The 13133-nt window shown below is 38.5% G+C and carries 11 protein-coding genes; 6 read left to right on the forward strand and 5 right to left on the reverse strand.

Going from position 1 to position 13133, the window contains the following annotated elements:
- Positions 1–87: 87 nt before the first annotated feature.
- From kynA to kynU, 3 genes are read right to left on the reverse strand one after another with little or no spacing between them, the layout of a single operon-like run.
- Positions 88–936, reverse strand: a complete 849-nt coding sequence (gene kynA / locus BN990_RS20940; RefSeq protein ID WP_021290643.1) for a tryptophan 2,3-dioxygenase — start codon at positions 934–936, stop codon at positions 88–90.
- Positions 929–1576: an arylformamidase gene (gene kynB, locus BN990_RS20945; RefSeq protein ID WP_021290642.1), complete on the reverse strand. Its 648-nt coding sequence runs from the start codon at positions 1574–1576 to the stop codon at positions 929–931. Before kynB ends, kynA begins: the two co-directional genes overlap by 8 nt.
- Positions 1576–2847 carry a kynureninase gene (gene kynU, locus BN990_RS20950; protein ID WP_021290641.1) on the reverse strand — a complete coding sequence of 424 codons (1272 nt, stop codon included), beginning with the start codon at positions 2845–2847 and terminating at the stop codon, positions 1576–1578. The genes kynB and kynU overlap by 1 nt, the downstream gene beginning before the upstream one ends.
- A 450-nt stretch (positions 2848–3297) precedes the next feature.
- Here kynU and BN990_RS20955 point away from each other — a divergent pair, with 450 nt between their 5' ends.
- From BN990_RS20955 to BN990_RS20980, 6 genes are all read left to right on the forward strand, one after another.
- Positions 3298–4467, forward strand: a complete 1170-nt coding sequence (locus BN990_RS20955; protein WP_038247409.1) for an aminotransferase class I/II-fold pyridoxal phosphate-dependent enzyme — start codon at positions 3298–3300, stop codon at positions 4465–4467.
- Between the two features lie 6 nt (positions 4468–4473).
- Positions 4474–6135 carry a thiamine pyrophosphate-dependent enzyme gene (locus BN990_RS20960; protein WP_370459223.1) on the forward strand — a complete coding sequence of 554 codons (1662 nt, stop codon included), beginning with the start codon at positions 4474–4476 and terminating at the stop codon, positions 6133–6135.
- Positions 6136–6160: 25 nt separating this feature from the next.
- Positions 6161–7654: an aldehyde dehydrogenase family protein gene (locus tag BN990_RS20965; RefSeq protein ID WP_038247419.1), complete on the forward strand. Its 1494-nt coding sequence runs from the start codon at positions 6161–6163 to the stop codon at positions 7652–7654.
- Between the two features lie 65 nt (positions 7655–7719).
- Positions 7720–8892: a saccharopine dehydrogenase family protein gene (locus BN990_RS20970; RefSeq protein WP_038247421.1), complete on the forward strand. Its 1173-nt coding sequence runs from the start codon at positions 7720–7722 to the stop codon at positions 8890–8892.
- 86 nt (positions 8893–8978) lie between these two features.
- Complete coding sequence (locus tag BN990_RS20975; RefSeq protein ID WP_021290636.1) at positions 8979–9731, forward strand: IclR family transcriptional regulator; 753 nt, start codon at positions 8979–8981, stop codon at positions 9729–9731.
- 28 nt (positions 9732–9759) lie between these two features.
- Complete coding sequence (locus BN990_RS20980; RefSeq protein WP_038247424.1) at positions 9760–10089, forward strand: DUF3870 domain-containing protein; 330 nt, start codon at positions 9760–9762, stop codon at positions 10087–10089.
- Positions 10090–10374: 285 nt separating this feature from the next.
- On the opposite strand, the gene BN990_RS20985 is transcribed toward BN990_RS20980, so the two are convergent.
- Together BN990_RS20985 and BN990_RS20990 are read right to left on the reverse strand one after the other, a co-directional pair.
- The gene (locus BN990_RS20985) at positions 10375–11826 is read right to left on the reverse strand and encodes an NAD-dependent succinate-semialdehyde dehydrogenase (RefSeq protein WP_038247427.1); all 1452 of its coding nucleotides are present in this window, start codon (positions 11824–11826) and stop codon (positions 10375–10377) included.
- Positions 11827–11914: 88 nt separating this feature from the next.
- Complete coding sequence (locus tag BN990_RS20990; protein ID WP_021290633.1) at positions 11915–13123, reverse strand: acyl-CoA dehydrogenase family protein; 1209 nt, start codon at positions 13121–13123, stop codon at positions 11915–11917.
- Positions 13124–13133 lie beyond the last annotated feature (10 nt).

The raw sequence follows: 13133 nt of genomic DNA on the forward strand, positions 1-13133 counted from the left end.
ATTTACATTGATCGTAAAAGTCAAGTGATTTTATCTTGGTTTTATCTTAGTTCCACGCTTTTTATTAATATGGTCCTCATTTTCGGATTATAACTTGCTTCTTATTTCCCATAATTCTGGAAAGAAGGGGTGATCTAGCACTTTCTTTAAGTATCCAACACCAGATGATCCTCCTGTTCCCATTTTGTGGCCAATAATTCGTTCCACTGTTTTCATATGTCGAAAACGCCATTGTTGAAACCAATCTTCGATATCGACGAGTTTTTCTGCAAGCTGGTATAAATCCCAGTATTGATTTACATTCTTATATATAGTCATCCATGCTTGTTCGACAGTTTCATCCTTTTCATACGTTTTCGAAAAATCACGCGTCACTATGTCTGGGTTTATAGGAAAACCATTATCTGCCAAAGCTTGAATAGCAACATCATATAAACCGGGAGCATGATAAGCATGATAGAGCATTTGATGAACTTCTGGATCCTTTTCGTATATTTTTAAGATGAATGGCGTTTTATAGCCGAGTACAAATTCAACTAATCGATATTGGTAAGATTGGAAACCAGAGGCGTTTCCTAACTTATCGCGAAACTCCATGTATTCCGCTGGTGTTAAGGTTGATAGCACATCCCAAGCTTGAATAATTTGCGACTGTATCTTAGACACACGGGATAGCATTTTAAATGACGCTTGCAGATCGCCACGCTTAATCGCAGCGACAGCCGCCTGGGTTTCATGAATGATTAATTTTAACCACAATTCACTAACATGATGAATAATAATAAATAACATTTCATCATGATGATCCGATAGCCGCTTTTGGCTGGAGAGTAATGTATCTAGCTGCAAATAATCTCCATATGTCATTTTTTCCTTGAAATTTGTATGAATTCCTTGTTCCGAATCAAAGGTACGATCCATATGTTTGTTAGTCATCCTGTTGGCCCCTTTCCTTTGGACGTAAGACTGCCCGTACTGGGCTACCATCGGCACCCTGAATAGGTAATGGAAGAGCTATAAGCTCGTAGATACCTGGCGAAACCTGATCAAGCGTAATATTTTCTAGAATATGGATGCCATGCTTATGAAGCGTATGATGTGTTCGTAAGTCCTTGCTTTCAGGTGGGTCCACAGATGGGATATCAACCCCAAGCAAGGTAACTTCTTTTTCTTGTAAAAAGGCTGCAATAGATGGATCTAACCTGGGGATGTTTTCTGGAAAACGTGTTGGAATATTAGGTAGTGATGTACGTAATAGGACACGTTTTATATTTGCTGGCCAGGTCAATTGATTCAATACATTGTCGGTTATTTTATCTACATGACTTACATCAAAAACGACAGCATCACCAACATAATGATTGATGTCAAGTTGTTCAACAGTACTACCATTTGCATCAAAATGGTATGGTGCGTCGATATGCGTTCCGATATGAAGACTGGTAGTTATTTGGCCAATATTTACAGATGTTGTTTCTTTTATTGATGCCGTTAATGAGTATGAAAATGGTGTATCGCCAGGCCAGTTAGCTATGTTATTTGTTAGTGGTTGAGAGATATCGATCCAGTCTGTCATTATGCAATGACACCTCGCTTATTTTCAAAGTTTTTATAGGCCTTGTTTTCCATAATCGTTTTTAAGATTTGTACCATCTTCCATATTTCTTCAAACGTATTATAGAGAGCAACAGGAGCTAAACGGATTCCGTTTGGATTTCGGAAGTCTGGAATGACACCTTCTGCCTTTAATGCTTTACAAATTCGAGCTGCTTCAGGATGTTCCAAATAGATATGTCCACCCCGTAATTCATCTGCTTTAGGATTTGCGATAAAGAATCCTTGTTCCTGAAGTTCAACTTCAATAAGTTTCATTAAGTAGTTGGTTAATTCAAGCGACTTTTTTCGAATTCTGGCTATTCCAATTTCTTCAAACATTTCTAAGGAGCCGATTAATGGTGCTGCACTTAACACATGTGGGGTGCCAATTTGATAGGCACCTGCACTTTCTGCTGGTGTTAACGTATGGTCCATATCAAATTGTTTTTCCTTATTCGAGCTGAACCATCCTGCTAGTCCAGGGTTGTTACCAAAATGCTTTTGGTTAACGTATAAACCGCCGACACTACCAGGTCCTCCATTTAAATGCTTATATGTACACCAGAAGGCGAAATCAACTCCCCATTCAGATAATTGATGTGGAATGGAGCCAATTGAATGGCAAAGATCGAACCCGACAATAATCCCCCGTTTATGAGCTTCTACGGTAATGGTTTCCATATCTAAAATTTGACCACTACGATATAGTACACCAGGAAGCACAAGCATAGCTACTTCTTCTGACATTGCTTCAATAATCGTATTTGTATTTAAGGTGTTTCCGTCTTTACTTTTAACCTGAATCAAATGATCTTCTGGTTGTAGTCCTTTTAACCGTAACTGGCTCTTTAATGCATAAATATCTGACGGGAAGTTTAATTCATCCGCTAAAATTTTCGTCTTTTTTCCCCTTGGCTGAAAAAAGCTTGCTGTCAGCTGATGAAGGTTGGTTGTAGTTGACCCAGTAATGATTACTTCTTCTGGCCTTGCACCAATTAGGTGGGCGGACATCTTTCCTAATTTTTCTGATAAATAGAACCAAGGATATGCCCCTTCTGACCAACCATCAATTCCATATTCTTTCCAGGATTCCATGAGCATTTCTACGGTTTTTTTTGCCCGTTTGGATAATATGCCTAACGAATTTCCATCAAAGTAGATTTTATCAGGAGAAAGGTAAAACTCCTCTCGGTATGTCGATAATTCATCTTCACTATCTAAATGGCGTGCATAGGAAATGTCCGTCTTCATTTTTAAGGTACCTCATTTCTTCGAATTATGATCTTAAACACTATTATTATTCTAACAAAATTACAGAAGGATGTTAGTGTTAATTACTAGAAGATTTTTAGTACTAAAAAAAGTTCATCTAATAAAATACTCAAAATTAGGAGTGTGCAGGTATTTTATTCGTAATATAAATCCCACTACACACATATTGTTTTCTGATAGGCCAATTGCATTTTTGATAAAAATTATTAGACCTTTATTCCTGGTCAGTAGCTTTGTTCAGCAATTAAAAAGTTGCTGTTTGTCATGTTAAGAAGGGGAATGAGGGAACAAATATGTATTTACCATAGCAATAAATAGTACTTTGGAATGATTTGTTTTCAGTATATTGTAAATTTTATGATGCTGATTTATACTATTGGTAAATAAATGAAACAGCATTTCATTATATGAAATATAGGGAGGATTAGGATGGCTTTTATTTCTGATAAAGTAGAAAGCTTACCACCATATTTGTTTTCGGAATTTCAGAAAAAGAAAAAGCAGCTTATCAGTAATGGCGTCGATTGTATAGATTTAGGAATCGGTGCACCTGATTTACCGACGCCTGATTTTGTATGTCAGATATTAATGGAGGAAGTGAAACATTCAGCAAATCATCGCTATTCTACTTATAGTGGTTTACTGGAATTTAAACAAGCAGTCGCTCATTTTTATAAACAACAATACGGCGTAATTCTTAATCCTGAAACAGAAGTATTGGCACTTATCGGCTCAAAAGAAGGAATTGCTAATTTAATCCAGGCCGTAATTAATCCAGATGACAAGGTAATTGTACCAGATCCAGGTTATCCGGTTTATCGTACTGGAGTTCATTTGGCTGGTGGTGAGAGTATTTCTTTGCCTCTCGATCATGACAATAATTACACTCCCATGTTTCACCGTCTTTCTGCTGCAGATGCCCATCAAGCGAAATTAATGTTCTTAAATTATCCGAGCAATCCAACAGCTGCAGTAGCGGATATGTCTACTTATTTGGAAGCGATTACATTTTGTCGGGATCATGGAATCATTTTAGCCAATGATGCAGCGTATGACCTTGTAACGTTTGAAGATTATCAGTCACCAAGTGTTTTACAAATTCCTGATGCCAAAGATTATGCTGTTGAATTAGGTTCTCTTTCCAAAAGTTTTAATATGACTGGATGGCGAATTGGTTACATTGTTGGAAATCAAGAAATAATTCAATCGCTGGCTACCTTAAAAAGTAATATTGATACTTGCCAGTTTATCCCAATTCAAAAAGCTGCAGCCGCAGCTTTAACGAGTGATCTATCCTGTGTTCAGGCAAATAATGCTGTTTACAAACAGCGTATGGAAAAATTGTACGCTGCATTGACCAAGGTTGGACTGAAGGTGAGAAAACCAAGAGGAACAATATTTATTTGGGCAGAAGTACCAAAGGGCTATAATTCCATGTCATTTGCCAATCAACTATTAGATGAGGCAGGACTTATTGTAACCCCAGGAATTGCTTTTGGAGCAAATGGTGAAGGATTTATCCGCATCTCATTATCTGTTAGCTCGGAAAGGTTGGATGAAGTCATTTATCGGTTACACCAGTTTGAATGGAAGGAGTGATTAAAAATACAGATGACAAAAACAAAAGAATCAGCGGCAAAGGCGATCATAACTTGTTTAAAAAAAGAAAATATAGAACGCGTTTTTTGTGTACCAGGGGAAAGTTATCTACCTGTATTGGATGCGCTTTATGATGAAAGCACTATTCAAGTAATATCAGCAAGGCATGAGGGAGGGGCGTCCTTCATGGCTGAAGGCTATGCCAAATCTGCATTAAAACCAGGTGTTTTGCTTGCTACAAGAGGAGTAGGTGCAGCGAATTTATCAATTGGTGTTCATACAGCATATCAAGACTCTACGCCAATGGTTGTATTCTTAGGTCAGGTACACAGTAAATTTAGAGGAAGAGAAGGGTTTCAAGAGGTTGATTTAGATCAGTATTTTCAATCCATTGCTAAGTGGACTGTTGAATTAAAAGATGCAGAACGAACACCAGAAATCGTACAACGTGCTTTTCGAATTGCCAAATCAGGCAGACCAGGTCCAGTAATTATTTCATTGCCAGAGGATGTTTTAAAGGAAGAAGCGTATATGCAATATGGTCCTGTGATACCTCGTCCAGCACCAGCACCTTCTCCTGCTGAATTGAAGCAGGTAGAGATGCTTTTATCAAAAGCTAAGCAGCCAATCATCATTGCTGGCGGCGGGGTAAAGAATGCAAATGCAGAACCCTGCTTAAAAAAATTCGCAGAAACCTTTAATATACCAGTTCTAACAGCGTTTCGCCGTCATGATGTATTTCCAAATGATCATTTGTTATATGCAGGACATTTGGGCTTAGGAACTTCAAAAGAAGTACTTGATACAGTGAAATTAGCGGATGTGGTATTGGCATTAGGAACACGATTGTCTGAAGTAACTACCCAGGATTACGCACTCCTATCGTCCAACCAGCGGCTTATTCATATCGATATTGACTACAATAGCATTGGCAAAAGCTTTGCTCCAGACATAGGCATTGTAGCTGATATGAAGGAAGCCTTTGATCAGTTGCAAACAGTAAATGTAATGCATGCTTGGTCGGATTGGGCTTTTGATCGAAATGCAGCTTATGCTAGATCCTGTCGGTTAGATGTGAAAGAAACAGATCCCATTAATACGCAAATTATTGAATACCTAATTAAAATATTACCAGAGAATACTGTGATCACGAATGATGCCGGGAATTTTGCTGGTTGGGTTCATCATTTTTATCCATTTAAGGTTGCACATACGTATGTTGGGCCTACTTCTGGAGCGATGGGGTATGGATTACCGGGGGCAATTGGAGCAAAACTTGCTCTTCCAGATCGCTTAGTCGTTGGTTTTTCCGGTGATGGAGGGTTTATGATGACTTGTCAAGAACTGGAGACCGCTGTGAGATATGATATTCCAGTCATATGTCTCGTTTTTAATAATAAGATGTATGGTACGATTCGCATGCACCAAGAAATGCACTTTCCAGAAAAAGTGATCGCTACGGATTTAGGAGATGTGTCTTTTAAGGATATGGCAATAAGTGTTGGGGCAATTGGTTATCGTGTAGCTTCATCGCAGGAATTTAAAGTTGCTTTTGCGGAAGCATGTCAATTAAGAAAACCGGTTGTGATTGAAATATTGACAGATCCAGAGCAGATTTCTGTTTCATCAACCATTACTCAACTTCGAGAAAGGTCCATGAAACAGTAATATATTAAATAAAGGAGGTTTTATTATGACAGCAACGTTACAAACAAAAAAACTACGAAATTTTATTGATGGAGATTGGGTAGAGGTAGAAGCTTCAACAGCCGTTATTAATCCTGCAACAGGGGAAGAAATTGTTCAAGTTCCATTATCCAGCAGCGAAAATGTTCATCAAGCAGTATATGCTGCTAAACAGGCTCAAAAAGAATGGGCTCTCGTTCCAGCCCCTCAACGAGCGGAAGTACTATATCGCGTTGGTTATTTAATGAAAGAACGTAAGGAAAGACTATCGCAGTTATTAACAATGGAAAATGGAAAAGTGATTGAAGAAGCCCGTGGGGAAGTGCAAGAAGGTATCGATATGGCATTTTATATGGCTGGTGAAGGACGGAGGTTATTTGGGCAAACGACGCCGGCAGAATTAAAAGATAAATTCGCTATGAGCCAGCGTTGTCCAGTAGGAGTTGTGGGAATCATCACTCCTTGGAATTTTCCAATAGCTATAGCAACATGGAAGTCCTTCCCAGCAATTGTAGCTGGAAATGCAGTTATCTGGAAACCAGCTACTGAAACACCAATTATGGCTTATGAATTAGCGTCCATTTTTGAAGAAGCTGGGTTACCAAAAGGAATCATGAATGTTGTATTTGGCACTGGTTCAACAGTTGGAGATGCAATGGTTCATCATGAAGATATTCGCATTATTTCATTTACTGGTTCCAATGATACAGGTAGAAATATTGCAGCGGAATGTGGAAAGCAATTAAAGAAAGTATCCCTTGAAATGGGTGGAAAAAACGCGGTTATTGTTATGGAAGATGCTGATGTGGACCTCGCAGTGGAAGGAATTTTATGGAGTGCATTCGGTACAAGCGGCCAACGTTGCACAGCATGTAGTAGAGTGATTGTTCATGAAGATGTAAAGTCTACCTTAGAGGAGCGTCTCCTTGCAGAAATGGAAAAATTAACAATTGGAAATGGATTGGATGAAAGGAATAAAATTGGCCCAATCATTAATCAAAAAGGAGTAGAAAAGATAAAATCATATATTCAGATTGGAAAAGATGAAGGGGCAAAGCTTCTTGCTGGAGGTTATGAATGGAAAGACGATTCGCATCAAGATGGAATCTTCTTTGCTCCAACCTTATTTACGGATGCTAATTCTTCGATGCGGATAGCCCAAGAGGAAATATTTGGACCAGTCGTGTCGTTGATTCCGGTGGAAAGCTTTGAAGAAGCTATTAAGGTAAACAATGGAGTAACCTTCGGATTGTCAAGCTCCATTTTTACAAAAGACGTGAACCGTGTTTTTCAAGCGCAGCGGGATTTAGATACTGGCATCGTATATGTGAATGCGGGTACGACTGGTGCAGAAATACATCTACCTTTTGGTGGAACCAAAGGGACTGGGAACGGTCACCGAGATTCTGGTGTGCAGGCATTAGATGTGTTTACAGAGTGGAAAGCAGTTTATGTAGACTACAGTGGTAAATTACAACGTGCTCAAATTGATGTAGATTAATTGTAAAGTAGGGACTCGTATTGACTGGAAAAGTTTAGGAATCTTTGGTAGAAGGAGTGGATTGGATGAAGATAGGTGTTCTAGGTTCAGGGTTAATGGGGAAAGAAGCTGCTCGTGATCTAGCTGCAAGTGATGATGTCACATCTATCGGTTTGGCAGATATTGATATAGCACGAGCACAACAGGTATGTGACCAATTAAAATCTGCTAAACTATCAGCTTATCAAGTAAATGCAGCGGATCAACAGGATTTAGCTAATTATATGAGGCAGTTTGATGTAATTATCAATGCATTGTTTTATTCGTTTAATGAAATCGTTGCAAAAACGGCGATTGAAGTAGGTGTCAGCGCTGTAGATTTAGGTGGCCACATCGGTCATGTAACGGATAAGGTATTAACGTTAAAAGAACAGGCGAAAGCTGCTGGAGTAACGTTAATTCCAGATCTAGGTGTAGCACCTGGAATGATTAATATTTTATCGGGCCTTGGTAATAGTAGGCTAGATCATTTAGATTCCATTAAATTATATGTTGGAGGTATTCCTGTAAAACCTGAAGCACCTTTAGAATATAACCATGTTTTTTCTATGGAAGGGGTATTTGATCATTATACCGATCCATCGTTAATCATTCGGAATGGTATAAAGCAGGAAATCCCTTCGCTTTCCGAGGTAGAACGTGTCTATTTTGAAAAATTTGGTCCATTGGAAGCTTTCCATACTTCTGGAGGGACGTCAACTTTATCCATATCTTATCCTCATTTAAAAACCTTAGAATATAAAACGATTCGCTATCCAGGTCATGCAGAAAAATTCAAGCTGCTTGTTGATTTAAATCTAACAAAAGCTGGTTATGAAGTAGAAATGAATGGACAAAAAGTTAGTCCAAGAGATGTGTTTTTAAAAGTGCTTGATCCTATTGTTGAACTAGGAGATAAGGATGATGCCGTCTTACTAAGAGTAATTGTTTCCGGTGAAAAAGAAGGACGACAAAAAACATATGCTTATGAAATGACAACGTATAAGGATAGAGCGAACCAAGTTACAGCGATGGCTAGAGCAACAGCAAATACGATTTCTGTAGTAGCCCAAATGATTGGAAATAACAAAATTACGAAGAAAGGGGTGTATCCACCAGAACAAATTGTACCAGGAGAAGTATATATCGCTGAGATGGAAAAACGTGGTGTTATGATTGTAGAAAAAGAAAGTACAGAAAAAACACATGTAAATACGTAAAATGAAGGTTATCCCTCTGCAATGATAGCGGAGGGATTTACCTATATCCGTGAACTAGCTATTCAATTGTCTTAAGGAGCTTGCCTATGAATCAAAGTGTGAATAAAGCATTAAAATTACTAGACTTGTTTAGAGAAGGATCGCATGAATTATCATTGAAAGATATTGCAGATCAAGCTAGAATACCTAAACCTACAGCATACCGGCTTTTAACGGTTTTAGAACAGAATGGTTTCTTACATAAATCAAAAGAATCGGAACAGGAGGCAAGGTATCGGTTAGGTTTAAAATTACTAGAGCTTGGCAACCTTGTTTCTGATAGACTAGAAGTAAGAGGAATTGCTTTACCATATATGGAGGAATTAGCGAAAGAAATAAATGAAGTCATTCACTTAGTCATTATTAATCAAGACGAAGCAACTTATATAGAAAAAGTGGAAAGTTCACGTGCACTGAGGCTTTATACAAAAGTGGGAAAAAGTGTTCCGTTGTACATCGGTTCTGGTCCAAAATTGTTATTAGCCTTCCAAACCAAAGAGAGGCAAGAGGAAATTATCAATCAATCAGAGCTTGTGGCTATTCATCGTCCAATTGAGAAAGAGCGTTTAAGAGTAGAATTACAACAAATTCAAGCACAAGGGTACGCATATAGTATTGCTGAACAAGACGAGGATACAACTGGAATATCTTATCCCATTTACAATCATCAGCAGCAGGTTATTGCTGCACTAGCCGTAAGTGGTCTCACAAGTCATTTCGAAGGAGATGATTTAGAACATATTAAGGTAGAAACAAAAATAACAGCACTAGACATTTCACGAAGGCTTGGTTATCGATAAGCTGTGTGGATGGGGGAGGAGATAAGAAATGAACACAATATTTATCGCAGGTCATGCAAGATTACCATCAGGAATGGCTGCTCAAAGTATTTATGAGACATTAACCATTACAGCAGAAATTGATAAAAAATATGGTGTTATAGTAGCGGCAGGATGTACATTAGCTACCGACCACGGCAAAAGTTTCGTTCAACAATTATTACGAGGTCACAGTTTACAAGATGGTATTGATAAACCAGTTGAAATATTAAAGTCACATTATCTAGGAAAGGCAGGTAATGCGTTAGCTTCTGCTTTAAAAGATTTGTACAAGCAATATGTGGTGCTTTGTGAGAATACCAGTGAACGAACATCTTAAAAGAAAGAGATTAGAATGATAGTGTAAAGCAAAATTCGTAATGAACGATTTTAATTTAGTGAAGTTAGATGGGGAGGCAGTTGATATTGTTGAGACGTCTCAACGAACAATATGGCTCACTCAGGTAATACGATTTTGCTTACCCGAGTGAGCTGATAACGTGCTCGCGAAGGACAAGAAGGATCGTTTTCCAAATCACTTCAGAAATATATTCTCAGCAGCAGGTGAATAACACAAAAACCTAAGGCGTTTTTGATTTTCGTGGCGAATGTAATGAACTTGCCTTTACTTAGAATCGATTCCTATCGAGATGTATTTTTTCTCTAGGAATTCATCCATACCATGATGACCGCCTTCTTTACCGATACCAGACTGTTTAATTCCACCAAATGGAGCTTCAGGTGTCGCTGGAAATACATCATTCACGCCTACGATGCCATAGTCGAGCTTCTCAGAAACGCGAATGGCTCGATTTGTATTCTCAGTGAAAACATATGCTGCTAAGCCATAATCTGTATTATTTGCTTGCTTAATCACTTCTGATTCATCTGTAAAGGTTTGAATGGGGATGACAGGGCCGAAGGTTTCTTCATGCATAATCTTCATCTCATCAGAAATGTTTGATAGGATTGTCGGCTTATAATAATGTCCATCTAACTTGTCATTCCATTGTTCACCACCACATTCAACAATAGCACCTTTTTCCGTGGCATCTTTTACATGATCATGTACTTTTTCACAAGCTTTTTGATTAATTAATGGACCAAGGTCTACCTCGTTCTCTAAACCAGATCCTAGTTTTAATTGAGAAACTTTGACTTTTAATAGATTAGCGAAATCATTGGCAATATGTTGATGAACATAGAGACGATTGGTGCATATACATGTTTGGCCATTATTTCTAAACTTACTGCCTATAACGAGGGAAGTGGCTTTATCCAAATCTGCATCCGCAAAGACAATACTTGGTGCGTGACCACCTAATTCAAGGGAGAGTTTTTTAACCTGCTGTGCACTTTCACGGATTAAATACTTCCCTACTGCAGTAGAACCAGTGAATGTAATATGTTGAACTACTTTATTCGTAAGTAATTGTTGTCCAATGGCTTTGGCATCTCCAGTCACTAAATTAACAACACCATTTGGAACTCCAGCACGCTCAAAGATTTTCATGATTTCGATTGCGGAAAGAGGTGTCTCGGGTGCTGGTTTTAAAACAACCGTACATCCTGCAGCTAAGGCAGGTGCTAGTTTTCTGGTGATCATGGAAGAAGGAAAGTTCCAAGGTGTTATCGCTCCAACAACCCCAACTGCTTGAGGAATCACCATCAGACGTTTTGAATTAGTTGATGAAGGGAGCCACTCTCCATAATTTCGACTAGCCTCTTCTGCATACCATAATAAAAAGTTAGCAGCCCCTTTAACTTCACCAATTGCTTCGTTTAATGGTTTTCCTTGTTCCATAGTTAAGATTTTACCTAATCGTTCTGCATCTTCCTGCATTAGCTGATACGCCTTATATAAATAACGAGATCGTTCTCTCCCGGTTTTTTGACTCCACTGTGGAAAAGCTTCGTCTGCCGCTGTAATTGCTTTAGTTGTTTCCTTAGCTCCAGCATGCGCGACCTTGGTGATCGGTTCTAAGGTGGCAGGATTATAAATTGTTTCTGTATGAGCTTCGCTAATAGCTTCCCATTTCCCATTAATAAAGATACTTTTAGTCAGCGATTCAAACATATAAGCAGCCTCCTTGTAACAAGTTCAAACACCTGGTATAACCAGGTGTCTCTCGTTTATTTATAGTCTATTCAAAAAGCTCGTTGAATTAGAACTTAGTGAACTCACTTTGATTCCATGCGGGTAGCATTTTATTTAAATTTTTATCTTGTCGGTATCCAAGTGCGTATTCTGCTTGCATCACCGTATGAATTTCTCTCGTACCTTCATAAATTACAGGTGCTTTTGAATTTCGAAGATAGCGTTCTACTGGGTATTCATCTGAATATCCGTAAGCACCATGGACCTGAACAGCATCATCCGCAGCCTTATTTGCAAAATCGCATGCTTGCCATTTCGCTAAAGATGTTTCTCTCGTATTACGTTTTCCTTCATTCTTCAGCTCACCTGCTCGGTATACCAGTAGTCTGCTCATCTGTAATCCTGCTTCCATATTTGCAATCATTTGCTGGACAAGTTGATGTTTACCAATCTCCTTGCCAAATGTTGCTCGTTCGTGGCAATACTTCACACTTGCTTCTAGGCACGCCATAATTTGACCAACTGCACCAGCAGCTACAGTAAATCTACCATTATCTAATGCAGACATAGCAATTTTAAATCCTTCTCCTTCTTCACCAAGTAAGTTTTCCTTTGGTACTTTGATGTGATCGAAGAAAATTTCACCTGTATTACCTGAACGAATACCTAGTTTTCCTTTAATTGCTTTGGACGAGAATCCTTCCCATTCTCTTTCAATGATAAATGCCGAGATTCCTTTATGTTTTTCTGAACGATCCTTCGTATATGCAAACACAAGAAAGTGGTCGGCCATATCACATAAAGAAATCCATGTTTTTTGACCATTTAAAATATAATAATCTCCTTGTTTTACAGCAGTTGTTTCCATACTAGCAACGTCTGAACCAGCCCCAGGCTCGGTTAAACCAAAGGCCCCAATTTTCATACCTTTTGCTTGTGGTACGAGGTACTTTTGTTTTTGTTCTTCATTTCCCCATTGAAGTAAAGTCATGCTATTTAAACCTGTATGAACAGACACAGCTGTACGAAATGCAGTATCTCCTCGTTCTAATTCCTCACAAACAATTGCAAGCGAATTATAGTCCATACCACTGCCGCCATATTCTTCAGGTATACAAACACCCATGAGTCCTAACTCTGCAAGTTTAGGAATGATAGCGGGATCAAATTTCCCTTGTCTATCCCATTCGCTGATATAAGGCATAATTTCCTTATCTGTAAGATTACGTACGGTTTCTCTTAGCATTTCTTGTTCTTCTGTAAAATGGAAGTTCATAAACACATCT

The sequence above is a fragment of the Virgibacillus salexigens genome (genome assembly GCF_000723585.1).
In the GTDB taxonomy this organism is placed as follows: Bacteria; Bacillota; Bacilli; order Bacillales; family Amphibacillaceae; genus Virgibacillus; species Virgibacillus salexigens.